Source organism: Micromonospora haikouensis (genome assembly GCF_900091595.1).
GTDB lineage: Bacteria > Actinomycetota > Actinomycetes > Mycobacteriales > Micromonosporaceae > Micromonospora > Micromonospora haikouensis.
This window is the reverse complement of record NZ_FMCW01000018.1, coordinates 139723-163455: the sequence shown is the minus strand read 5'-3', so window position 1 is coordinate 163455 and position 23733 is coordinate 139723. Positions and strand designations below refer to the sequence as shown.

Annotated in this window: 16 protein-coding genes; 10 read left to right on the top strand and 6 right to left on the bottom strand. The window is 75.2% G+C overall.

What is annotated here, in order from left to right; translation table 11 throughout:
- Positions 1-7: 7 nt before the first annotated feature.
- Positions 8-550 (bottom strand): winged helix-turn-helix domain-containing protein, encoded by a 543-nt coding sequence (locus GA0070558_RS19610; RefSeq protein ID WP_256092026.1) that lies wholly within the window; start codon positions 548-550, stop codon positions 8-10.
- A gap of 293 nt (positions 551-843) precedes the next feature.
- Here GA0070558_RS19610 and GA0070558_RS19605 point away from each other — a divergent pair, with 293 nt between their 5' ends.
- Positions 844-5238, top strand: a complete 4395-nt coding sequence (locus tag GA0070558_RS19605) for a carboxypeptidase regulatory-like domain-containing protein (protein WP_091282282.1) — start codon at positions 844-846, stop codon at positions 5236-5238.
- A gap of 132 nt (positions 5239-5370) precedes the next feature.
- Here GA0070558_RS19605 and GA0070558_RS19600 read toward each other — a convergent pair whose 3' ends face one another.
- A complete protein-coding gene (locus tag GA0070558_RS19600; protein WP_091282278.1) occupies positions 5371-5865 on the bottom strand; it encodes a winged helix-turn-helix domain-containing protein in 495 nt (164 codons plus the stop codon).
- 117 nt (positions 5866-5982) lie between these two features.
- Here GA0070558_RS19600 and GA0070558_RS19595 point away from each other — a divergent pair, with 117 nt between their 5' ends.
- Positions 5983-6456: an SRPBCC family protein gene (locus tag GA0070558_RS19595; RefSeq protein WP_228986512.1), complete on the top strand. Its 474-nt coding sequence runs from the start codon at positions 5983-5985 to the stop codon at positions 6454-6456.
- 68 nt (positions 6457-6524) lie between these two features.
- Here the strand turns inward: GA0070558_RS19595 and GA0070558_RS19590 are convergent, their stop codons facing one another.
- The gene (locus tag GA0070558_RS19590; protein WP_091282270.1) at positions 6525-7700 is read right to left on the bottom strand and encodes a pectate lyase; all 1176 of its coding nucleotides are present in this window, start codon (positions 7698-7700) and stop codon (positions 6525-6527) included.
- Positions 7701-7937: 237 nt separating this feature from the next.
- Between GA0070558_RS19590 and GA0070558_RS19585 the strand changes: the two genes are divergently transcribed.
- The 4 genes from GA0070558_RS19585 to GA0070558_RS19570 all read left to right on the top strand — a co-directional run bounded on the left by GA0070558_RS19585 (position 7938) and on the right by GA0070558_RS19570 (position 14539).
- Positions 7938-8582 (top strand): hypothetical protein, encoded by a 645-nt coding sequence (locus GA0070558_RS19585; protein ID WP_256092025.1) that lies wholly within the window; start codon positions 7938-7940, stop codon positions 8580-8582.
- A gap of 112 nt (positions 8583-8694) precedes the next feature.
- Positions 8695-11433, top strand: a complete 2739-nt coding sequence (locus GA0070558_RS19580) for a helix-turn-helix transcriptional regulator (RefSeq protein WP_091282267.1) — start codon at positions 8695-8697, stop codon at positions 11431-11433.
- Between the two features lie 101 nt (positions 11434-11534).
- Entirely contained in the window at positions 11535-12170 is a 636-nt protein-coding gene (locus tag GA0070558_RS19575) for a maleylpyruvate isomerase family mycothiol-dependent enzyme (protein ID WP_218107038.1), read from the top strand.
- A 107-nt stretch (positions 12171-12277) separates the two neighbouring features.
- A complete protein-coding gene (locus GA0070558_RS19570; RefSeq protein WP_091282265.1) occupies positions 12278-14539 on the top strand; it encodes a catalase in 2262 nt (753 codons plus the stop codon).
- 86 nt (positions 14540-14625) lie between these two features.
- Here the strand turns inward: GA0070558_RS19570 and GA0070558_RS19565 are convergent, their stop codons facing one another.
- Positions 14626-15111 carry a hypothetical protein gene (locus GA0070558_RS19565; protein ID WP_091282356.1) on the bottom strand — a complete coding sequence of 162 codons (486 nt, stop codon included), beginning with the start codon at positions 15109-15111 and terminating at the stop codon, positions 14626-14628.
- 145 nt (positions 15112-15256) lie between these two features.
- Between GA0070558_RS19565 and GA0070558_RS19560 the strand changes: the two genes are divergently transcribed.
- The 3 genes from GA0070558_RS19560 (at position 15257) to GA0070558_RS19550 (ending at position 18378) form a co-directional block, all read left to right on the top strand.
- Complete coding sequence (locus tag GA0070558_RS19560; RefSeq protein ID WP_218107037.1) at positions 15257-16273, top strand: bile acid:sodium symporter family protein; 1017 nt, start codon at positions 15257-15259, stop codon at positions 16271-16273.
- 39 nt (positions 16274-16312) lie between these two features.
- Complete coding sequence (locus tag GA0070558_RS19555) at positions 16313-17632, top strand: sensor histidine kinase (protein WP_091282262.1); 1320 nt, start codon at positions 16313-16315, stop codon at positions 17630-17632.
- Positions 17633-17697: 65 nt separating this feature from the next.
- Complete coding sequence (locus tag GA0070558_RS19550) at positions 17698-18378, top strand: response regulator transcription factor (RefSeq protein WP_091282259.1); 681 nt, start codon at positions 17698-17700, stop codon at positions 18376-18378.
- Positions 18379-18428: 50 nt separating this feature from the next.
- Here GA0070558_RS19550 and GA0070558_RS19545 read toward each other — a convergent pair whose 3' ends face one another.
- Both GA0070558_RS19545 and GA0070558_RS19540 read right to left on the bottom strand, forming a co-directional pair.
- Complete coding sequence (locus GA0070558_RS19545) at positions 18429-19787, bottom strand: FNR domain-containing protein (protein ID WP_091282257.1); 1359 nt, start codon at positions 19785-19787, stop codon at positions 18429-18431.
- Positions 19784-21436 (bottom strand): amino acid adenylation domain-containing protein, encoded by a 1653-nt coding sequence (locus tag GA0070558_RS19540; RefSeq protein ID WP_091282253.1) that lies wholly within the window; start codon positions 21434-21436, stop codon positions 19784-19786. Before GA0070558_RS19540 ends, GA0070558_RS19545 begins: the two co-directional genes overlap by 4 nt.
- A 442-nt stretch (positions 21437-21878) precedes the next feature.
- Between GA0070558_RS19540 and GA0070558_RS19535 the strand changes: the two genes are divergently transcribed.
- Positions 21879-22946, top strand: coding sequence for a TauD/TfdA family dioxygenase (locus GA0070558_RS19535; RefSeq protein WP_091282250.1), 1068 nt, complete (start codon positions 21879-21881; stop codon positions 22944-22946).
- The last annotated feature ends 787 nt before the right edge of the window (positions 22947-23733 follow it).

Below are 23733 nucleotides of genomic sequence, written 5' to 3'. Positions count from 1 at the left end.
CGGGGCCTCACCCGCCGTCGACCCGGGGCCGCCGGTGGTCGGTCAGCCGGAACCCGACCCCCCGCACCGCCACGACGGTGACGCCGGTGCCGAGCTGGTCGAGCTTGCGGCGCAGCCGCTTCACCAGGGACTGCACGCCGGCCGGGTGCTGCCGCCCCTCGTCGTGCCAGACCGTCCGGTGCAACTCGGCGTAGCTCCATACCCGGACCGGTTCGCTGGTCAGACGGGCCAGCAGGTCGCGTTCGAGCCGGGTGAGGAAGACCTCGCGCTCGCCGTAGCGGGCCGTGGACCGGGCCGGGTCGATCCGCAGCAGGTCGTCCGGGCCCGCCTCGGGGGTCGGCCGCCCCGCTGCGGGCGGCCCCTGGGGCACCGCGATGAGCCGGCGCAACTCGTCGAGGTCGGCCACCAGCAGCAGGGGCGCGATGCCGTCGAGGCGTTCGGCGAGCCGGATCCGCTCGGCCGGCGACGGCGTCACCGCGATCACCAGCGGGATCGGCGGCCCCGCCTCGTCGAGGGGGCCGGGCGGCCCGCTGCCGTCGCCGCCGGTCACCGCGCCCACCCGGACGCGATCGACGGTTGCTGCCCGAGTCTGTCAGCGCGGTGACAGCGACGGGCGGCCACCACCACCGGGCGGGCTGCTCCTAGCGACGAGTTGCTCACGTCGCGTGCTTGATCCTTCATCTTTGTCGATCATAGTTTGCCCACAGGCTGCCGGCGTGACCCGCACGGCGCCTGGAGGGCCTGGGGAACCGCGCGTACCGGTGCGTCCAGAGGGGAGGCACGGTCGTTGTACCCCTGTCACGGCCCGACCAACCGCGGGTCGTTCTGCAGGAGGCAGCACCGATGCTGAGACGTCCACACCCCAGGGGCCCGGCCGGGCGCCTGGTGAGCGCCGGTGCGGCGCTCGTCCTCGCCGCGACGGCCCTGGTCGCGACCGGTTCCGGGGCGCAGGCCGCGCCGGGCGGCACGCCCGCGGACAAGATCCGGCCCGAGCTGGTCAAGCAGCTCCAGACCAAGACCGAGAGCGACTTCTGGATCCACTTCGGTGCCCGGGCGGACCTGGGCAAGACCGCCGCGATCACCGACTGGACCAAGCGGGGCGCCGCCGTGGCGGACGCGCTGCGCCGCACCGCCGCCGACAGCCAGGCCAAGGTCCGCGCCGAGCTCGACGGCGCGGGCGCGAAGTACCAGACCTTCTGGGCGACCAACGCCATCAAGGTCAGCAGCGGCTCCCTGACGATGGTGCAGAGCCTCGCCGCGCACGCCGAGGTCGACGGCGTCTACGCGCCCGTCGCCTACGAGCTGCCCGAGGTCACGAAGGGCACCGACGAGAAGACGGCCAACGCCCTGGAGTGGGGCATCGCCAACATCAACGCCGACGACGTCTGGTCCCGCTACGGCGTCACCGGCGCCGGCATCACGGTGGCGAGCATCGACTCCGGCGTGCAGTTCGACCACCCGGCGCTGGTGCGGGCGTACCGGGGCAACAACGGTGACGGCACCTTCGACCACAACTACAACTGGTTCGACGCGGCCGGCGACTGCGCCGCCGCCCCCTGCGACGGCGACGGCCACGGCACCCACACGATGGGCACGATGGCCGGCGCCGACGGCGCCAACCAGATCGGCGTCGCGCCCGGCGTCCGGTGGATCGCGGCCAACGGCTGCTGCCCGACCGACGCCGCGCTGATCGCGTCCGGCCAGTGGATGCTCGAACCCACCGACCTCGACGGCGAGAACCCCGACGCCAGCAAGCGGCCCCACGTCATCAACAACTCGTGGGGCACCCGGCTGCCCTCCAACGACCCGTTCATGGAGGACGTGACGCTGGCCTGGGCCGCGTCGGGCATCTTCGGCGCCTGGTCCAACGGCAACAGCGGCCCCTCCTGCCAGACCAGCGGCTCGCCGGGCAGCCGGTCCAGCAACTACTCCACCGGCGCGTACGACGTCAACAACGCCATCGCCAGCTTCTCCGCCCGGGGCGCCGGCCAGGATGGGGCCGTCAAGCCCGACATCGCCGCGCCCGGCGTCAACGTCCGCTCCAGCATCCCCGGCGGCGGCTACGGCAGCCTCAGCGGCACCTCCATGGCCTCCCCGCACCTCGCGGGCGCGGTGGCGCTGCTGTGGTCGGCGGCGCCCGCGCTGGTCGGCGACGTCGCGGCCACCCGCGCCCTGCTGGACGGCTCGGCGATCGACACCGCCGCCGCCCAGTGCGGCGGCACCGCCGACGACAACAACGTCTTCGGCGAGGGCCGCCTCGACGCCCTCGCGCTGCTCGACGCCGCCCCGATCGGGGAGACCGGCACCCTCGCCGGCACGGTCACCGACGCGGCCACCGGCGACCCGGTCCCCGGCGCCACGGTCGCCCTCACCGGCCCGGCGTCCCGGCAGCTCACCACCGGTGCCGACGGCAGGTACTCGTCCCTGCTGCCCGCCGGCGACTACCAGGTCGCCGTGACCGCGTTCGGCTACGCCGCCCGGACCCTGCCCGCCACGGTCCGCGCCGCCGCGACCACGACGCTCGACGTCGCCCTGACGGCGGTGCCGTCGGTCACCGTCAGCGGCTCGGTCACCGACGGCTCCGGCCACGGCTGGCCGTTGTACGCGAAGGTCAGCGTCGAGGGCCTGCCGGTGTCCGACTACACCACGCCCGGCAACGGCCGCTACAGCCTCACCCTGCCCGCCTCGGCCACGTACACGCTGAAGGTGGAGCCGCAGTACCCGGGCTACCAGACCGTGACCCGTGAGGTCGTGGTCGGCTCCGGCAACAAGACCCAGAACGTCGCCGTCACCGTGGACCCGGCCGCCTGCACCACCGCGCCCGGCTACGAATACGGCTCCGACGGCGTGTACGAGACCTTCGACGGCGACCGCGCCCCGGCCGGCTGGTCGGTCGTGGACAACGCCGGCACCGGCCAGGGGTGGCGGTTCACCGACACGGGGAGCCGGGGCAACCTCACCGGCGGCACCGGCGGCTTCGCGATCGTCGACAGCGACGACTACGGCAGCGGCGGGAAGCAGGACACCTCGCTGGTCAGCCCGGTCGTCGACCTCACCGACGTCGCCGCGCCCGTGATCCGGTTCAACCAGGACCTCAACTGGGTCAGCTCCGAGCGCGCCGACGTCGACCTCAGCGTCGACGGCGGCGAGACCTGGACCAACGTGCTGCGCCAGGCGGCGGACGTGCGCGGGCCCAAGGTCACCGAGATCGCGATCCCGCAGGCGGCGGGCAGGTCCGGGGTCCAGGTGCGGTTCCACTACTACGACGCCACCTGGGAGTGGTGGTGGCAGGTCGACAACGTGCTGATCGGCAGCGAGGTCACCTGCGCGCCGACCGACGGCGGCCTGGTGCTCGGCCACGTCCGCGACGCCAACGACAACGGGTACGTCAACGGCGCGACCGTCACCAGCGACGACCGGCCGGCGCAGACGACCACCACCGTGGCCACCCCCGACGACACCGAGCTGCCCGACGGCTTCTACTGGCTGTTCTCCTCGCTGACCGGCGCGCACCGGTTCACCGCCAAGGCCGGCGGCTACGTCAGCCAGGGCAAGCAGGTCACGGTCGAGGCCGACTGGGCCACCACCGCGACGTTCAAGCTCGCGGCGGGCCGGCTGTCCGTGCAGCCGGCGGCGGTCAGCGGCACCGTGCGGATGCCCACCGGCACCGTCGCCAAGACCTTCACGGTGACCAACACCGGCGGGGCCCCCGTCGACGTCCGCTTCGGCGAGCGCGACGGCGGCTTCGAGCTGCTGCGGGCCGACGGCTCCCGGGTGACCCAGCGGCAGATCCTGGCCGCCGAGGGGGCCCCGGAGCAGCGGATCACCGCCGCCACGTCGCTGGCCGCGCGGGCGTCCGGCAAGGCGGCTTCGGCGGCCCCCGCCCCGGCCGGCCCGCAGGCCGCGCCGTGGACGGACGTCACCGACTTCCCGGCCACCATCATGGACAACCGGGTGGTCAGCCTGGACGGCAAGGTGTATTCGATCGCCGGCGGCAACGGCACGGCGTCGTCGGCGAAGAACTACGCCTACGATCCCATCGCCCAGACCTGGACCGCGATCGCCGACCTGCCCGGCGCGCGCAACGCCGTCACGGCCGGCGTCGTCGACGGGAAGATCATCGTGACCGGCGGTTGGGGCGCGTCCGGCCCCGACGCCGCCACCTGGTCGTACGACCCGGCGGCCAACGCGTGGACGAAGAAGGCGAACAACCCGGCGCCCCGGTCCGCCGCCGGCCAGGCCGTCGCCGACGGCAAGCTGTACGCGGTCGGCGGCTGCACGACGGCGAACTGCACGCCGATGTCCAACGACGTGCTCCGGTACGACCCGGCCGGCGACACCTGGGAGACGCTGCCCGACTACCCGAAGGCGGTGGCGTTCCTGTCCTGCGGCGGCATCGGCGGCGTCGTCTACTGCACCGGCGGCAACGACGGCTCCGTCGCGCAGAAGGCCGGCTATGCCTTCGACCCGGGCACCAACGCCTGGACCGCGATCGCCGACGCGCCGGCCGACAACTGGGCCAGCTCGTTCGCCGTGGCCAACGGCAAGCTGCTGGTCGTCGGCGGCTCGCAGGGCGGGGCGATCACCAACGCCGGCTTCGCCTACGACCCGGCGGGCAACTCGTGGTCGGCCCTGCCGAACGCCAACACCGCCCGGTACCGGGGCGGCGCGGCGTGCGGCTTCTACAAGGTCGGCGGCTCCTCGGGCGGCTTCACGGCGACGGCGGACAGCGAGGCGCTGCCCGGCTTCGGCGAGTGCGCCGAGGCCGCCGCGGACGTCAGCTGGCTGACGATCGACAAGACGGCGGCCACGCTGGCGCCGGGCGAGAAGGTCACGGTCACCGTCGGGATCGCGGCCACCGTGGACCAGCCGGGCACGTACACGGCGTCGGTGGTGATCACCGAGAACACCCCGTACACCGTCGCGCCGGTGTCGGTCACGATGACCGCGCAGCCGCCGAAGACCTGGGGCAAGCTGCTGGGCACGGTGACCGGGACGAGCTGCCAGGGCGTCGGCGCGCCGATCCCCGGTGCGGTGGTCCAGGTCGACTCCTGGGCGATGTCGTGGACGTTCGCCACCGACGACCAGGGCCGGTACGCCTACTGGCTGGACAAGCGGAACAACCCGCTGACGTTGATCGTCGCCAAGGACGGCTGGAAGCCGCAGACCCGCCAGACGAAGATCAACACCAGCACGCCCACCGTGGAGAACTTCGCGTTGGCGCCGATCCGCTGCTGACCGTCGACGGCTGACGGGACAGCCCCGGCCCGCCCGGTCACCCGACCGGGCGGGCCGCGGGCGTCCTGCGGCGGGCCGGCGGCTCGGAGCCCGGCGTGTTCGAGGGCCCGTGCCGGCGGACGGGGGAGGGGCTCAGGGCAGCGCCAGCCGGAAGCCGACCCCCCGGACCGCGTCGATGGTCGCCGGCACGCCCAGCCGGGCCAGCTTGCGCCGCACCCGGCGCACCACCGAGTGCAGGTCGGAGCCGCGGCCCAGGCGCTCGGTGCCCCAGACCTCGCGGTGCAGCCGCCGGTGGGTCCAGGTGTGCCCGGGCGTGCCCACCAGGCAGCGCAGCAGGTCGTGCTCCAGCGGGGTCAGCCCGATTTCGCGGTTGCGCCAGCGCAGCACCCGCCGGTCGGAGTCGATGCTCAGCGCGGTCGCGGCCGGCGCGGCGGTGACCACGACCCGGTGGGCCGCCGCCTCGGCGGGCGGGGCGGCGGGCTCGCCGGCCACGCCGAGGAACCGCCGCGCCTGGTCCACGCTGGAGACGATCAGGACGGCCTCGGACCCGCCGAACAGCTCGGCGAGGCGGCGGCGGTGCGACGCCGAGGAGGCGATGCCGATGGCCAGGGAGGGTCTCCCGCTCATCTCCGCCCTCCCCGTCCATCCGCTCGCGGAACGGCGTTGACATAATAATGTGTGTCGATGTCTGCGGCAATGGCCCTTCCCGACGGTCGCGCCGCTTCGGCGTGGCAGGATGTCGGCGTGCCCGAGGCCCGCAGACCACCGGTCGCGTTCGAGACGACCTGCGTCGTCGCGGCGCCGCCGGACGAGGTCTACCACCACCTGTCCGACCCGTTCAGCTACGTCGGGCTGTCGCCGCTGATCGTGGCGGTCCGCGACGTGCGCACGGGCCACGACGCGCAGGGCCGGGCCGTCGCCCGCTACGTCGCCGTCGAGCGGTTCCGGCTGGTCGGCCCGGTGCGGTGGGACAACCCGATCCGGGTACGGATGGTGGCGACGCGGCCGGGCGAGCAACTGGTCAGCGAGGTGCGCAGCCCCGGCTGGGTGTCGCTGCGCGCGGTGGTGGACCTGGCCGCCGAGGCGGGCGGCACCCGGGTGCGGGAAGGGGTGACCGCCGAGGCCCCGGTGCCGCTGCGGCGGTTCGTGGCGGCCAAGGCGCGCGAGGTCGCCGCGTACCGGGCGGCCGAGCTGACCCGCCGCATGGCGGCCCGGTAGCCCACGCGCGGCCCGGCGTCCGCGTCGCGGGCCCGCGACGCTGCGGGCCCGCGACGCCGGCACGGGGGTTACCGGTAGGTCAGGTCGGACGAGGAGTAGAGGCAGTTGGTGCCGTCGGCCCCGGTGCCGACCTGGGTGGGCTCGCTGCCGGTGTTGTTGCCGTTGTACTTGCGGCAGATCACCATCGACCGGCTCGAGTCGTTGACGATCGTGATGCCCGAGAACCGGGCGGTGTCGCCGTAGTTGACGTTGATCCCGGCCACCGTGTTGCCGGGGCGGGTCAGCGTGCTGTTGCGGATGACGACGGCGCGCTTGTACTGGGTGGAGCAGTTGCCGCAGGAGCGGTAGAACGTCCCGAAGTTGGTCGCCTGGAAGTTCTGGACGGTCAGCGTGCCCGCCCCGTTGTGCTGGAAGACCTTGTCGCTGGCGCTGCGCGCGCCACCGCCGTCGACCAGGAAGACGGGCGACCCGCTGCCGCGGAACGTGGCGGCGTCCTCGCCCACGTCCTCCCACCACACGTTGCGCAGCGTGCAGGACCCGGCGCAGTGCACGCCGTCACCGGCGGGGCCGCCGATGATGACGTTCTGCAGGGTGGCCCCGGCGGCGAGCTGGAACATCGGGTCCTGGCTCTCCTCCTGGCTGCCGTCACCGATGCAGCAGTAGCGGCGCATGCCGCCGTCGAACACCCCGGAGACCGGGATCGTGCCGTCGACGCCGACCTGCCCGGTCGGCGTCGGCCAGGATCCGGTCGGCGGCGGCGTGGTGGGCGGCGGCGCGGTCGGTGGCGGCGTGGTCGGGTTGCCCGGCGTGGTGGGGCTGGTCCCGCCGGTGCAGGTGACGCCGTTGACCGCGAAACTGGTCGGCGTCGGGTTGCTGCTGTTGTTCCACGTGCCGTTGAAGCCGAACGCGGTCGAGGCGTTGGTGGCGAGGTTGCCGTTGAAGCTCACGTTCGTGGCGGTCACCGCGCTGCCGCTCTGCGTCACGGTGGCGTTCCACGCCTGGGTGACCGTCTGGCCGGCGCCGAACGACCAGGTGAGCCGCCACGAGGTGAGGGGGTCGCCGACGTTGGTGAGGGTGACCGTGGTGGAGAAGCCGCCCGGCCACTGCGAGCCGACCGCGTAGCTGACGCGGCAGCCGGCGGCGGCCTGCGCGGCGCCCGCCGTGGCCACGACCCCCGCGGCGGCGAGCGTGGCCGCCGCCGCTGTGACGACGAGAAGGGACTTTCGGCGCTGTCTGTGCAGCATGTTGCTCCCTGGCTGTACATGGGGCCCGCGGAGGTGCCGGCAGCCGGTGCCCGCCGGATGCCGGAGCGGACCCTGGTCCGTGCCCGGACGCCCGTCCGTCGGACGGGCCGCGCCGCCCACTGGGCAAGCGCATTCACCCAGCAGAGCGCAGAACGATGATCGACACAATCCCGGTCCCGCCGCCGCGTAGGGAAACACCCGATTACCGCGCGGGCGCGCGGCCCTAGCGTCAGGCGCATGCCCCGTCGTACGCACACCCCGGCCCGCCCGCTCCGCCCGGCCCGGGTCACCAGGCGGTTCCACCGCCTGGCACCCGTCCTGCTGCTCGCCCTGCTGGCCCCCGCCGCCTGCGGCCGGCTGGCCGGCCCGCTCTCCGCCGACCCGGGCGACGCCGCCGACCGACCCGCCCCGGTGTCGTCGCAGCCCGGCGGGTCGGCCGACCCGGCCGCTCCGGAACCCGGCGACCCGACCGGCCCGGCCGACGGGCAGTCGCCGGAGCCGGGGGACGACGCGCTGGCCCTGCCCGACCCCTGCACCCTGGTCCGCAAGGCCGAGGCCGAGAAGCTGGCCGGCCTCGGACTGGGCGACGGCAAGTCGGTCGGGGACACCTGCACCTACACCGCGCCCGCCGACGGGCCGACCGCGCAGGTCGAGGTCTTCGTCGGCGACGGCGCGAAGAACTACCTCGACGTCGAGCGGGCGCTCGGGCACGAGACGCGGGCGCTGCCCGGCGTGGGCGACGAGGCGTACGCGACCGCCGACTCGTTCTTCGTCAACGCCTCCGGCAGGTGGGTGGCCGTCCGGCTGGTGCGGCTCAACGACCCCGAGGAGAACCGCGGGCCGTTGGAGTCGCTCGCCCGTACCGTCGCCGCCCGGCTCTGAGGACGGTCGCGCCCGCGCCGGAGAGGTCGTGCCGGGCGTCGCGGTCTGCGGACGCCCGCCGCGCTGACCGCCGCCTGGCCCCCCGGTGGCGGACCCGTGCCATCATCCCGCCATGGAGACCTCCCTGGTGGGGCGCGACGCGGTCGCCGACCGGGCGTGGCGGGCGCTGGTCGCGGGAGCGCCGGTGCTCGTGGAAGGCCGTAGCGGCATCGGCAAGACCGCCCTCTGGCGGGCCCTGGTCGGCCGGGCCGAGCGGGCCGGGTGGTCGACGCTGACCTGCGCCCCGGCCGAGGCCGAGGTGGCGCTGCCGTTCGCCGCGCTGGCCGACCTGCTCCGGCCGCTGGCCGCCGCGGTGCCGGCCCTGCCCCCGCCGCAGCGCGCCGCCGCCGAGATGGTGCTGCTGGCCGCGCCCGGCGACGAGGTGATCGACGAACGGGCGGTCGGCGCGGCGACCCGCGCCCTGATCGAGGGGGCGTTCGGCGCGGGGGCCCCGGTGCTGCTCGCCGTCGACGACGCGCCCTGGCTCGACCCGCCGAGCGAGCGGGCGTTGCGGTTCGCGCTGCGCCGGCTCGCGCCCCGGCCCGCCGTGCTGGTCGCCCGGCGCACGGACGGCACCGGGCCCGCCGCCACGCCCCTCGGCCTCGACGACGACCGGCCCGGCGGCGCGCCGGTGACCCGTGTCGCCCTGCCCCCGCTGGACGCCGGCTCCCTGCACCACATCGTCCGGACCCGGCTGGACGGCGCGCTCAGCCGCCCGCTGTTCGCCCGCATCGTCCGAGACGCCGGGGGCAACCCGCTGCTGGCCATCGAGATGGCCCGGGCGGCGCTGCGCCTGCCCCGCCCACCGGGGCCCGACGAGGACCTGCCGGTGCCGTCGTCGCTGCGCCAGCTGCTCGCCGACGCGCTGCGGGCGCTGCCCGCCCCCACCCGGGACGCGGTGCGGCTGGCCGCGCTGCTGACCGTGCCCACCCTGCCGGATCTCGCCGCGGCCGGGGTGCCGGCGGACGCCTGGGACGCGGCGGAGGAGGCCGGCCTGCTCCGTGTCGCCCCGGACCGGGTCGGCTTCGTCCACCCGAGCTACGCCGCCGCCGTTCGCGGCGGCATCCCGCCCGGGGTGCGCCGGCGGCTGCACCGGACGCTGGCCGACGCGGTGCCGGATCCCGACGAACGCGCCCGCCAGCTCGCCCGGTGCGTCGTCGAGCCCGACGAAACAGTCGCCGCCGAGCTGGCCGCCGCCGCCGAACGTCAGCGCACCCGGGGTGCCCCCGCCGTCGCCGCCGACCTGTTCGAGCGAGCCGCGCAGCTCACGCCCGCCGCCCAGGCCGACGACCGGGACCGGCGTCGCCTGGCCGCGGTGCGCTGCCGGATCGACAGCGGCGACCACGCGGCGGCGGGCGCGGCGGCCGACGCCGCGACCGGGCAGCTCACCGGGCAGGCGCGGGCGGAGGCGCTGCTGCTGCGCGCGTTGGTCGCATGGTTCGCCGACGACCTCGCCACCGCCGTGTCCACTGGCGAGCGCGCGCTGGTCGCCGCCGACGGCGGCCCCCTCGCGGGGCGGATCCACGCCCACCTCACCCTGTTCCACGACGGGCCCGGGGCCGCCCGGCGGCACGCCGAGGCCGCCATCGCCCTGATCGGCGCCGACGAGGACCGGCCCCTGCTGACCGCGTCGCTGCTGCTGCTGTTCTTCCACGAGGTGCGCGCGGGCCTGCCCGCCCGCACCGGGCTGCTCGACCGGGCGCTGGCACTGGAGGCCGGCGAGCCGTCGTGGCTGGCCGGCACGATCCCGGCGATCTGGTGGAAGGCCGTCGACGACCACGACCGGGCGCGCGAACGGCTGCACGACATGCGCACCCGGGCGGCGGCGCGGGGTGACGAGCCGTGGCAGCACGAGCTGCTCACCCACCTCGGCGAGGCGGAGCTGCTGGCCGGCCGGTTCGCCGCCGCCGAGGCGCACATCGCCGCCGCCCGGCAGCTGGGTGAGCAGCTCGGCAGCGCGCTGGTCGGCGAGACCTGGCTGGCGGGGACGCTGGCCGCGTACCGAGGGCGGCTGGCCGAGGCCGCCGGGGTCGCGGAGGAGGGCCTGCGCCGGGCCCGGGAGGTCGACGACGACTGGAGCCGGCGCATCCACCTGCAACTGGCCGGGTTCGTGGCGTTGTCCGCCGGCCGGGCCGGCGAGGCCGCCGCCGCGTACGGCGAGCTGGCGGGGGCGCTGTCCGGCTCCGGGATCGTCGAGCCGGTCGCCCTGCGCTTCGAACCGGACTGGATCGAGGCGTGCGTCGGCTGCGGTGACCTCGACACGGCGGGCCGGGCCCTCGCCCGTCTCGCCGAACGGCACGGGCGACTGCCCCGGCCGTGGACCACGCTCGGGCTGGCCCGCAGCCGGGTGCTGGTCGCCGGCGCCGCCGGCGTCGACACGTCGCCGGCGCTCGCCGCGCTCGGTGCCGCGCGGTCGGCCGTACCGGCGGACGTGCTACCGCTGGACCGCGCCCGCTGCCTGCTGGTCGCGGGTCGCGCGCTGCGGCGGGCCCGGCGTCGCCGGGAGGCCCGCGCGGCCCTGGAGGCGGCCGAGGCCGAGTTCGACGCGCTCGGCGCCGCCGCGTTCGCCGCCGCGACGCGCGGCGAGCTGGACCGGATCGGCCGGCGGACGGCCGCACCGACCACGCTCACCGCCACCGAGGAGCGGGTGGCCCGGCTGGCCGCGCAGGGGCGCACCAACCGGGTCATCGCCGACACGCTGTTCATCAGCCCGAAGACCGTCGAGGCCAACCTCGCCCGGGCCTACCGCAAGCTCGGCATCTCCAGCCGCGCCGAGCTGGGCGCCGTGCTGGGGCGGCCGGCGTCCGGCTGAGGGGTGGGCCGGTCGACGGCGACCCTGGACAGCGGTGCCGCCGCCCGGCGGCGGGCCGCACGGCCGGTGCCGGGGCGGCGCGCAGGAGGCAGAATGTCGCCGTGTCCTCCGACCTGCTGGCGATGATCGCCGCCGAACGCCGCCGCATCGCCGACCTGCTCGACTCGCTGACCCCCGCCCAGCTGGACACGCCCAGCCTGTGCGGGGCCTGGACCGTGCGGGAGGTCGCCGGCCACCTGGTCTCGCCGCTGGTGGTCAGCCCGTGGCGGGTCCTGCCGCTCGTGCTGCGCTCCGGTTTCAACCTGCACGCGGCGAACGCGCGCCTGGCCAGCCAGGTGGCCCGCCGGCCGGCCGGCGAGCTGGCCACGGCGCTGCGGACCCACGCCGAGCATCCGTTCCGGCCGCCCGTGGTCGGGTTCTTCGGCCAGCTCACCGACGTGCAGGTGCACGGGCAGGACATCCGCCGCCCGCTGGGCCTGCCCGCCGACCTGGACCCGCTGCGGCTGCGTACGTCGCTGGACTTCCTGACCGGCGGCCGGGCCGTCGGCTTCGTCGACCGCCGCCGGGTCGCCGGGCTGCGGTTCGAGGCCACCGACCTGGACTGGGCGGCGGGCGAGGGGCCGGTGGTCCGGGGCACCGGTGAGGCGCTGCTGCTGACGCTGACCGGCCGACGGGTGGCCCTGCCCGAGCTCGACGGCGACGGGGCCGCGGTGCTGGCCGGGCGCTGGCCCGGCTGACCGGCGACGTCCGACGACCCGACACCCGTCTGGTCCGTTTTGCTCGAACCCAGCAGGGTACGACCCGGATGCCCGTTCATCGCCGCATCCCGGAGGTACCCGTCCAGATGAGTGCTCGCAAGCCCGCCAAGGCGGTCAAGGATGTGGTCGAGGCCGCCGCGGGGAAGGTAGCCGACGTCCTGACCCCCGACGCCCCCGGCGCGCCCGGCAGCGTCCCGCCCCCCGTCGCGGAGCCGACGACGCCGCACGGCCCGCTGCCCCCGAAGGGGGAGCAGGGCGCTCCCGAGACCCGCAGCCCGACCGGTGCGCCGACCGGCGCGCCGACGACCGCGAACGGCCAGCAGGGCGCCTACCTCACCACCTCGCAGGGGGCGCGGCTGCGCGACACGGACCATTCGCTCAAGGCCGGGCCGCGCGGCCCGATCCTGCTGCAGGACCACCACTTCCGCGAGAAGATCACGCACTTCGACCACGAGCGCATCCCCGAGCGCGTCGTGCACGCCCGGGGTACGGGAGCGCACGGCGTCTTCGTCGGCTACGGCACCGCCGAACCGATCACGCGGGCGGGCTTCCTCGCCAAGGGCCGCGAGACCGAGGTCTTCGTGCGGTTCTCCACCGTGCTCGGCTCGCGCGGCTCGGCCGACACGGTCCGCGACACCCGGGGCTTCGCGACGAAGTTCTACACCGACGAGGGCACCTTCGACCTCGTCGCCAACAACATGCCGGTCTTCTTCATCCAGGACGCGATCAAGTTCCCCGACATCATCCACGCCGGCAAGCCGCACCCCGACCGGGAGATCCCGCAGGCGCAGAGCGCGCACGACACGTTCTGGGACTTCGTCTCCCTGCACACGGAGGCGCAGCACCACACGATGTGGAACATGTCCGACCGGGGGATCCCGCGCTCGTACCGGATGATGGAGGGCTTCGGCGTGCACACCTTCCGGCTGGTCAACGCCGCCGGGGAGACCGTGCTGGTCAAGTTCCACTGGAAGCCGCAGCTGGGCGTGCACTCCCTGACCTGGGAGGAGGCGCAGCTGCTCGGCGGCGTGGACCCGGACTTCCACCGCCGGGACCTCTACGACGCGATCGAGGCGGGGGCGTACCCCGAGTGGGAGCTGGGCGTGCAGGTCCTGCCCGACACGCCGGAGGAGACGTTCGCCGGGATCGACCTGCTGGACCCGACGAAGATCGTGCCGGAGGAGCTCGCGCCGGTGCAGCCGATCGGGCGGCTCACGCTCAACCGGACGCCGACGAACTTCTTCGCCGAGACCGAGCAGGTCGCGTTCCACGTCGGGCACCTGCCGCCGGGCATCGACGTCACCAACGACCCGCTGTTACAGGGCCGGCTCTTCTCGTACGTCGACACGCAGCTCACCCGGCTCGGCGGGCCGAACTTCTCCCAGCTCCCGGTCAACCGCCCGCACGCCCCGGTCAACGACATGCTCCGCGACGGCTTCCACCAGCAGGCGGTGCACGCGGGCGTCGCGCCGTACCGGCCGAACTCCCTCGACGGCGGCAACCCGTTCCCGGCCGGCGACGCCGAGGGCGCGTTCGTCGACGTGCCGGTGACGGTGGCGCAGGCGCCGAAGGTGCGCGCGAATCCGGCCTCGTTCGACGACCACTTCAGCCAGGCCCGCCTGTTCTGGCTGAGCATGTCGCCGGTGGAGCGGGAGCACATCGTCCGCGCCTACACGTTCGAGCTGGGCAAGTGCTACCACCAGGCGATCCGGGAACGTCAGCTCGCCTGCCTGGCGAACATCGACCCGGTGCTGTGCGCGCAGGTGGCCGCCGGGCTGGGCCTGCCCGCTCCGGAGCCGACCGTGCCGCTGGCGGACGTCGCGCCCAGCCCCGCGCTGTCGCAGGTCGGCCGCGAGTGGCCGGCGGACGGCCGCACGGTCGGGATCGTCGTCGACCCCGACGCCGGCCTCGACGGGGTCGGCCAGGTGCAGCGGGCCGTCTTCGCGGCCGGCATGGTGCCGCTGCTGATCGCCCCGCACGGCGGGACCGTGGGCGGGCTGCCGGTGCAGCGGACCTTCGCCACCGGCCGGTCGGTCGAGTTCGACGCGCTGCTGCTGGCCGGGGCGCCCGTGCCCGCGCCGGACGCGCTGCCGGCGCGCGACGAGAAGGCGGGCGCGCCGGGTCCGGCGGCCGTCGACCCGCGCGTGCTGCTGCTGGTGCAGGAGTGCTGGCGGCACGCGAAGGCGATCGGCGCGTGGGGTGCGGGCGTCGCCGTGCTGGAGCTGGCGGGGGTGGCCGGCACCCCGGGCGTGGTCGCGGGCGACTCCGGCGACGACGCCCTCGCGGCCGTGCAGCGGCTGCTGGCCACGCACCGGGTGTGGGAACGGTTCCCGGTGTCGCTGCCCTGACCGTGCCGTCGGCCGGGGGCCGCCCGTCCGCCGCAGCGGAGGGCGGCCCCTGGCCGTGCGGGCGGGAACCGGCCGGGACGTGCCGGTCAGGAGGTGCCGGACAGGGCGGTGACGAGCCCGAAGCCGCCGCAGCACAGCACGCCGACCACGGCCAGCGTGACGAGCAGGATGCTGTAGTTGGACCACATGCCGAAGCGCGTGACATCGGTGCCGTGCCCGTCGTGGACCCGGTTGCGCCAGCCGCCGAAGCGGAACGACAGGTGGTGCGCGGCCCCGGGCTGCGCGACGAGCGCGGTGGTGATGACGGGGATTCCGATGAAGTCCGTGTACCGCACGTCGTGCGGCCCCGCCGGGACGGCCACGTGCCAGGTGCCCTCGCCGGGGATCGGCACCGTCCGGCCGTCGATCTTGAACTTGCTGGTGGCCGGGGCGGGGACGAGGTAGGGCCCCCGGTTGACCGAGACGACCAGCACGGCGTGGCCCGGGGGCGGCGGGATCGGTTGCGGGTAGGCGGTCAGCGGCGCGACCGCGCCGGGCCAGGGCGGGTACGACGGGTGAGGAGGATACGACACGGCCACATCCTGGCATGGCTGCGCATCCCGGGCCGGGCCGCAGGGGGTGCCGGCCGCGACGGGTGGTGTGACCGTCGCCGCAGTCCTTGACTCCGCACCGACGCCCGTAGCAGCATCGCAAGGCGATACGCTGTCTCGAATTGTGGTGACTGTCGGGGAAGGGTCGATCGTGCGCCGCTGGCTGTCCCGGATCCCGCTCGACCCGTACATCCTGGCGCTGCTGGCGACCCTGGTGGTCGCCACCGTGCTGCCGGCCCGGGGCCGGTTCGCCGACGGCGCGTCCGTGGCCACCACCCTCGCCATCGGGCTGCTGTTCTTCCTCTACGGCGCCCGCATCTCGCCCGGCGAGGCGTGGGCCGGGGCCCGGCACTGGCGCCTGCACGTGCTGGTGCTGTCCAGCACGTTCGTGCTGTTCCCGCTGCTCGGGCTGGCCGCCCGGGTCCTGCAGCCCGCCGTGCTGACGCCGGAGCTCTACCAGGGGCTGCTGTTCCTGTGCGTGGTGCCGTCCACCGTGCAGTCGTCGATCGCGTTCACCTCGATGGCCGGCGGCAACGTGCCCGCCGCCATCTTCAGCGCCTCCTTCTCCAACGTGGCCGGCGTGCTGCTCACCCCCGTGCTGGCCGGCGTGGTGCTGGCCGGCACCGGCGCGGTGAGCTTCTCGGCGGGGTCGGTCCTGGAGATCGTGGCCCAGCTGCTGCTGCCGTTCGCCGCCGGGCAGGCCCTGCGGCCCTGGCTCGGCGGCTGGATGGGCCGGCACAAGCGGGTGCTCACCCTCGTCGACCGGGGGTCGATCCTGCTGGTCGTCTACACCGCGTTCAGCGCCGGGGTGGTCGCCGGGGTCTGGCAGCGGACCTCGCCGGGCCGGCTGCTGGCGCTGCTCGGGGTGCTGGCGGCGCTGCTGCTGGTGGTCCTGCTCGCCACGGCCGGGGCGGCGCGGCTGCTCGGCTTCACCCGGCCCGACCGGATCACCGCGATCTTCTGCGGGTCGAAGAAGAGCATGGCGACGGGGCTGCCGATGGCGGCGGTGCTGTTCAGCCCGCAGACCGTCGGCCTGGTGCTGCTGCCGCTGATGTTGTTCCACCAGCTCCAGATGCTGGTCTGCGCCGAGCTGGCCCGCCGCTGGGCGGCGGGCGGGCCCGCCATCCGGGAGGACGCTCGGTGATCCCTTCCGCTCGGATGGGTGATGTGTCATCTTCGAGGGATGCGGGTCGGTAGTCACGCCGGTGCACGGGCCCGACCCCGCACCGGGCTGACCGTCGGCCTGCTGGTCGTCGCCCTGCTGGCCCTGTTCGGGGGCGTCGCGTACGCCGCCCTGCTGCACGTCCAGCAGGCGAAGATCCGCCACGAGCTCGACTGGGCGGTGCTGCACGGCCGCCCAGCCGACCCGTCCGGCTGCACCTGGATCTTCGGCGGCGCGAGCGACACGGGGCACGCGGGCGCGCCCCCGGCCGGTTTCCCGCGGCACGAGGCGATCCACGCCGTGGCCCGCACCGGTCGGCCGCAGGTCAGCCAGGTGGCCCGCAACGGCACCGTCTACCACGTACGGACGCAGCTGCGCGGCGACGAGGTCGTCCAGGTGGTCTTCGACGCCCGCTTCCAAATCGCCGAGCGCCGCTACCTGCTCTGGGGGTTGTCGCTCGCGGCGGCGGCGGTGCTGGTCGCGGCGACCGTGACCGACCTGCGGTTGCGCCGCGCGGCGGTGCTGCCGCTGGCCGAGGCGCTCGACCGGCAGCGCCGCTTCGTCGCCGACGCCAGCCACGAGCTGCGCGCCCCGATCACCCGGGTGCACACGGCGGCGCAGTTGCTGGCGCGGCGCGCGGCGCGCTCCGGCCACGACGCGGACCAGGCGGACCTGGACCGGCTGCTGGACACCACCCGCCGGCTGGGGGAGATCGTCGACGAGCTGCTGCTGTCGGCCCGGCTGGCCGACACGACGTCGGTGGCCCGGCCGCCGGCCACGGTCGACCTCGCCGTGCTCGTCACCGAGGCGGTCGAGGCCGACGCGCCGCGCGCCGCCGAGCACGGGGTGACGCTCGCCGTGGCCGGCGCGGACGCCCCGGTGCCGGTGCACGGCGTCGGGCCAGCGCTGCGCCGGGTGGTGGCGGAACTGCTGGCCAACGCCCTGAACCACACCCCGGCCGGTGGCCGCGTCGAGGTGCGGCTGCGTCCGGCGGCCCCGGGCCACGTCGAGCTGGTGGTCACCGACTCCGGCCGGGGCTTCGACCCCCGGCACGCCGACCGGATCTTCGACCGGTTCCACCGGGGTCCCGGCTCCGGGGACCGCCGGGTCGGGCTGGGGCTGGCCCTGATCCGCGAGGTGGTCACCGCGCATGGTGGCACGATCAGCGCCGCCGGCCGGCCGGGGGCCGGGGCGGCCTTCACCGTACGGCTGCCGGTGCGCGGCGGGTCGCGGCCCGGCGCCACGCCGCCGGACGGCGACGCCGCCGGTTCCCGGTGGCCCTTCTGCTGGTGGGTCGGCCGCGACCGGGCGGGCCAGGAGCGCGAGCTGACCGGCTCCTGACCGGGCCCGATCAGCGGAGAATTCCGCGGGTCAACCTTCTCAGCATTCGGTGGGACCATAAACAAATGGACGACCCGCCGGCCCCGGCGCACGGACCGCTGCTCCTCGTCGAGGACGACGCGGAGCTCGCCGACATGCTGGTCGAGCTGTTCAGCGGGGACGGCTACCGCATCGACCTGGCCCGGGACGGGCAGCGGGGCCTGCACCTGGCCCTGCGCGGCCGCTACCAGGTGATCATGCTCGACCGGCGGCTGCCCGCCATCGACGGCGTCGACCTGCTCATCCGGCTGCGCCGCTGCGCCGTCGCCGCCCGGGTGCTCATGCTCAGCGCCCTGGCCGACCCCACCGAGCGGATCCGGGGCCTGGACGCCGGGGCCGACGACTACCTGCCGAAGCCCTTCGAGGTGGCGGAGCTGATGGCCCGGGTCCGGGCGCTGACCCGCCGCCGCTTCGACGGGGCGGAGCTGATCCCCATCGGGGCCGGGCAGCTCGACCTGGCCCAACGCGGGGTGCGGCTGCCCGACGGCCGGGAGGTGACGCTCAGCGGGCGGGAGTTCGAGCTGATCCGGCTGCTCGCCACCCAGCCCCGCATGGTGCACAGCCGCAGCCAGCTGCGGGGGCGGGTCTTCGGCGCCGACCGCACCGAGGCGGTGGTCGACACGTACGTGCACTACCTGCGGCGCAAGCTCGGCGACGGGGTGGTCCGCACCGTGCACGGGCTCGGCTACCAGATCGGCGCCCTGTGAGCCGGCCGCCCGGGACCGGTGCGGTCCCGGGCGGCCGGGCGGCCCGTCCGTCAGGAGTCCCAGATCGCGCCGTACGCGGGGACGCCGCGTTCCTCCATGCCCCGCACCACCTGCCAGGTCAGCGGGCGGTTCGAGATGCAGATGACCGCCTCGGCATCGAACTGGCGGTACGCCTGCCAGGCCAGCCGCAGCATGTCGGGCTTGCCGTCGCGGGCGGTGTCCCACAGCAGCGCGTCGGGCTGGTGGGCGAGGATCTCGTCGACCAGCGCGTCGCCGAAGGTCTCCCGGTGCCGGCGGGCCACCCAGACGAGGCGGGCCGGCACCTGCTCGGCCAGCAGGTGCGGCAGCACCGGGCCGATGCCGCTGCCGGTGGCCACGTAGACCACCCGCCGGAACAGGGTCTCGACGTTGGCGACCCCGGCGGTGCTGATCCCCTTCACCCAGACCCGCTGAGGCGCGTCGTCGATGAACCGTCCGGTCCAGTCGCCGGCCCGGGAGACGGTCAGCCGGAAGCCGCTGCGCCCCGGGGCGGGCACGTTGGCGAAGGAGTGCCACTCCCACAGCGGCCGGCGGCTGATCGCGGTGGACGAGCCGGGGAACGGGGTCACCCCGTGGTCGAAGTGGACCAGCGCCACGTGTGACGAGGGGCGCTCGACCACGACCGGCACCCGGCGCAGCCGCAGCCAGGGCAGGGCGATGCTGGCGGTCAGCACGGCGAGCACCCAGCCCTGCGGGGAGGCGGCGAGGGCGACCGGCCCGCCGGCCAGGAGGCCGGCCTGTGCCCACAGCAGCAGCAGCGCCGCCCAGCCGCCGAGGCGGTGGGTGCGTTCGAACAGGTCGTGCCGGCGGGACCGCACCGGCGGCAGGGCGGTGCCGACGACCGCCAGCAGCAGGCCGGCGGTGGCGTAGCCGGTGACCAGGGCACCCGCCCCGCCCGGCCCGCGCCCACCGGCGGCGGTCAGCGCGCCGAGCTGCCCGAGATACCAGGCGGTGCCGGCGAGCGCCCCGCCGACGTGCAGCCCGCCGAAGTGGTAGACCTTGCCCAGGGTCCAGCGGATCCGCAGGGGCCACCGGGTCGGCGCGCGGGTGGCCAGCCAGAAGAGCAGGTTGATCACGTACTGCTGGCGCACCAGGACCGCCAGCGCGACGTTGGCCAGCGCGGCGGCGCCCAGGGCCTCGGCCGCGCCGGGCCCGCGCCACCAGTCGGCGGCCAGGCCGTACGCCAGCAGCGCGGCGTTGGCCGCGAGCACCGCCGCGACCAGGCGGTGGTGGTGCATGAACCGGGGGTGGGCGAGGACCCGGCGCAGCGTCGACACCGGGGGCGGCGGCGCGTCGCCGGGCGGGCCGGCCGCGTCGGTACGCGGGGGAGCGGGCGGGGTCGGCTGCGGCCGGAGGGGGGTGGTGGTCACGCCGCCGCCTCCTCGATGTGCGCCCACTGCCAGCGCAGGTCGAGGGCGAGCCGGCGTAGCGCGTCCCGGTCGACCTTGCCCCGCCCGGTCATCGGCAGCTCCGGCAGCGAATGCACGGCCGCCGGCACGCAGTAGTAGGCCAGTGCGGCGGCCACCGCGTCCCGGCACCGCTGCGGGTCCAGCTCGGCCGGGGCGACGAAGGAGACCAGGTCGCGGTCGGTCAGCTTGAGCGTGACCGCCGCCCGGCAGCCCGGCACCGCCTCCAGCACGGTCGAGACCGCGTCCAGCTCGACCCGGAAGCCCCGGACCTTCACCTGGTCGTCGGTGCGGCCCAGGTGCTCCAGCTTGCCGTCGGCGCTCCAGCGGCCCCGGTCGCGGGTGCGGAACATCAGCCGGCCGCCGCCGAGGAACGGGTCCGGGGCGTACCGCTCGGCGTTGAGCGCGTCGTTGTCGAGGTAGCCGGCGGAGACGCAGCCGCCGCCGGCCCACATCTCGCCGACCTCGCCGATGCGGCACGGCCGCCCGTCGGCGTCGAGGACGTAGACGGTGTTGTTCGGCGTCGGCCGGCCGATGGTGAGCGGTCCGCCGGGCCGGTGCCGGTGCATGGTGTTGACGATGGTGGTCTCGGTCGGCCCGCAGCAGTTGTAGAAGGCGCGGCCGGCGGCCCAGCGGTCGGCCAGCGGGCGCGGGCAGGGCTCGCCCGCCACGGCGACCGTTCGCACCCCGGCGCACCGGTCCGGGTCGATGCGCCCGAGCACCGACGGGGTGGCGACCACCACGTCGGCGCGGGCGGCGGTGGCGGTGAGGTCGCGGTCGCGCACGAGCAGGGTGCCGCCGTTGGCGAGGCACCCGAGGATCTCCCAGGCGGCCATGTCGAAGGCGACGTTGAGCAGCTGGGCCACCCGCCGGCCCGGCCGGATCCCCAGGTTTCCCGGCGCGGTGAGCAGGAGGTTGGCCACGTTGCCGTGGGTGACGGTGACCCCGTTCGGCGTGCCGGTGGTGCCGGAGGTGAACAGGACGTAGCAGCCGTCGTCGGCGGTCACCGGGCGGTCGGTGCCGGGGGCGGTCAGGTGCCGGCCGGGCGGCAGCGGCTGCGCCATCAGCTCGTCGACGGCGAGCCGCGTCACGCCGGGCAGCGCCGGCACCGTGTCCAGGGCGCCGGCCGTGGTCAGCACCACCCGGCACCGGGCGGTCGTCGCGACCTGCCGCAGCTGCCGGTGCGGGGTGATCCGGACGTCCTGCGGGACGTAGGCCGCCCCGGCCTTCAGCGTCGCCAGGATCCCCACCAGCATCGGCAGCGAGCGGCTGGCGAAGACGCCCACGGCGTCCCCGGCCCGTACGCCGAGGTCGGCGAGCCGGGCCGCGAGCCGGTTGGCCTGGCGGTCCAGCTCGCGGTAGTCGATCGTCTCGCCGAGGTGCTCGGCGGCGACGGCGTCGGGCGTGGCGGCGGCCCAGCGTTCGAACGCCTGGTGGATGCGCAGGTCGGGCACGGTCACCTCGGGTCCCCGGCCGAACCGGTGGAAGAGCCGGCGCTCGCGCGGTGGAAGGTGGTCCAGCAGGGGGCCTCGCCAGCCGTCCGGACCGGCGGGGAGGGCGCTGACCGGGCGGGGCGTCGCGCCGTGGATCGTGTCGGACTGTCGTACGGGCATGGTCGCTCCTCGTCTGACCGGCCGCCCTGCGCGGCGATCAGCATCGATGCTCGACAATTTGTTTGGGAAATGTCTTAGATTCCGCGGGGGCGCCCCTGGCCTGCTTGTCAGATTGCGAGACGCCGTCTCTCTTGACGTCGCGCTGAGGCTGCCCTAGCCTGGGGCGACACCGTCAGCCGCAGGAGACGCCATGATCCGAGTTCCGCAAGGCGCTGGATTGTTGGTGCGCGGTTACGAGGAGCCGCTGCGGGTACACCCGCCGCGAGAGGGCATGCGCCCCGGGACCGCCGCCGGGGATCCGCAGACCCCCTTCTGACGGGCCGCCCCGCCGCCGTGAACGGCGGCGAGGCCGCCCCTTGTCGTCGATCGCCCGGCCCGTGGCAACGCCCGCGCCGGGGCACCGACCCGTACCCGTCAGAACCGACCCTCGGAGCGCATCATCATGACCACCGCAATCGACCTCGCCCCCATCTCCGGCCCGTCCGCCTGGCGCGGCGACGAGCTGCGCACCTCGACCGAGTGGGTCTACCAGCTCAGTGACGCCGAGCGCGCCGAGCTGGAGACCGTCGGCCGCCGCTTCGTGGCCGACAACCCCGACCTGCGTACCGTGACCGCGGCCGACTACCCGCTGCCGGCCTGCGCCGGCCTCAACGAGGAGTGCGCCCGCCAGCTCGACTCCGGGCGCGGCTTCATCCTGGTCCGGGGCCTGCACACGGAGGAGTACGGCGACACCCTCGCCGGCGCCATCTTCTTCCTGATGGGGCTGCACCTCGGCGTGCCGATGGGGCAGAACCAGATGGGCGACGTGCTCGACCACGTCATCGCCACCTCCAACAAGACCCTCGACGACCCGTCGGCGCTGCCGTCGCGGGTGCGCGACCGGCTGCCGTTCCACTCCGACAGCTCCGACGTCGTCGCGCTGATGTGCCTGCGGGCGGCCAAGGCCGGCGGGGCGAGCAGCCTGGTCAGCGGCACCACCATCTACAACGAGATCCTGCGTCGCCGGCCGGACCTCGCGCCGCTGCTGTTCGAGTCGTGGCACTGGGACTGGCACCGGCAGGACCCGGACGCCCCGGCCCGCACCTACACCTCGCCGATCTGCAGCTACGTCGACGGCGTGTTCAGCACGTACGCCGGCAGCTCGATGATCTTCTCCGCGCAGGACTACCCGGAGGTGCCCCGGCTCACCGAGGCGCAGATCGAGCTGCTGCACCTCTACGACGAGGTGTCCCAGGCCCCCGGCCTGGCCCTGGACATGGACTTCCAGCCCGGGGACGTGCAGTGGCTGCTCAACTACGCCGCCCTGCACTCGCGCACCGGCTACGTCGACTTCCCCGAGCCGGAGCGCCGCCGCCACCTGCTGCGGCTGTGGCTCAAGCGCGACGTCGGCCGGCCGCTGGTCGCCGGGTTCGGCAAGCACGTGGTGACCGAGCGCGGCAGCGAGATCGCGCCGGGTGGCCGGTTCCGCATCGCCGAGGCGGTCGAGCCCAACTTCGAGTGGGGCAACTGACCCACCGGCCCCTCGTCAGGACGGCCCGCAGCGCCCCAGAGTCGTGGCGCGGCGGGCCGTCCGCGTCGTGACCGCCCGTCGCCCTCACGCGGGCTGCGCCTGGCGGGCGCGCTCGGAGTCCCGGTCGGCCCGCCGGCCGCCGCGCGGGCGCTCGGCGAACACGAGCAGCCACCCCATGAGGACGACCTCGCCGACGAACGTGACTGTGGCGACACGCCGTAAGAGACGTAAGTACCTCGGCTCAGTTCCCCTGCTGGTCGCCGAGCTGTCAACGCGCCACGAAGCAACCAGGGCGTACCGGGAGGGTTCCCCGGTACGCCCTGAGTCGTTCCCGCGCCCAGGCCAACGACGGGCACCCGCCCTCCCCACACCGCTGGCACCCACCAGCGGCCCAGTGCTGTCGGATGATCCGCTTCGCCAGCCAGGAAACCCAGACTTCCCGGGGGACCTCCTGGGGCACGCTCATGCCCGCGCGCCGTCCGCCGCCCGCTCCACGGCGGCCAGTTGCTTTCGGGCGTAATCGTCCAGCCAGCACCCGTCCCGCTGGCAGTACGAGCACGGCTTTCCTGGGCCGTGCCAGTACCCATGCCGGCGGCGGACCTCCCGCCACCGCGCCAGCACATCGGTACCGTGCCGCTCCGCCACCCAGCCGGCCAGGTGGTCCTCCGCCCAGCGCCACTGGCGGCACCCGCCGTGCCCCGTGCATGATCCGCATCGCTTGCCGTCACGGTGCTGTTCCGCGCTCCGCCTGGCCGCCAGGAACAGGTCCGCGCGACTGGGCGGCCCG

Excerpts from the sequence above, each read along its gene's own strand:
- GA0070558_RS19605 (WP_091282282.1), top strand. The coding sequence starts at position 844 with ATGCTGAGACGTCCACACCCCAGGGGCCCGGCCGGGCGCCTGGTGAGC.
- GA0070558_RS19600 (WP_091282278.1), bottom strand. The coding sequence starts at position 5,865 with ATGAGCGGGAGACCCTCCCTGGCCATCGGCATCGCCTCCTCGGCGTCG.
- GA0070558_RS19590 (WP_091282270.1), bottom strand. The coding sequence starts at position 7,700 with ATGCTGCACAGACAGCGCCGAAAGTCCCTTCTCGTCGTCACAGCGGCG.
- GA0070558_RS19585 (WP_256092025.1), top strand. The coding sequence starts at position 7,938 with ATGCCCCGTCGTACGCACACCCCGGCCCGCCCGCTCCGCCCGGCCCGG.
- GA0070558_RS19580 (WP_091282267.1), top strand. The coding sequence starts at position 8,695 with ATGGAGACCTCCCTGGTGGGGCGCGACGCGGTCGCCGACCGGGCGTGG.
- GA0070558_RS19570 (WP_091282265.1), top strand. The coding sequence starts at position 12,278 with ATGAGTGCTCGCAAGCCCGCCAAGGCGGTCAAGGATGTGGTCGAGGCC.
- GA0070558_RS19555 (WP_091282262.1), top strand. The coding sequence starts at position 16,313 with ATGCGGGTCGGTAGTCACGCCGGTGCACGGGCCCGACCCCGCACCGGG.
- GA0070558_RS19550 (WP_091282259.1), top strand. The coding sequence starts at position 17,698 with ATGGACGACCCGCCGGCCCCGGCGCACGGACCGCTGCTCCTCGTCGAG.
- GA0070558_RS19540 (WP_091282253.1), bottom strand. The coding sequence starts at position 21,436 with ATGCCCGTACGACAGTCCGACACGATCCACGGCGCGACGCCCCGCCCG.
- GA0070558_RS19535 (WP_091282250.1), top strand. The coding sequence starts at position 21,879 with ATGACCACCGCAATCGACCTCGCCCCCATCTCCGGCCCGTCCGCCTGG.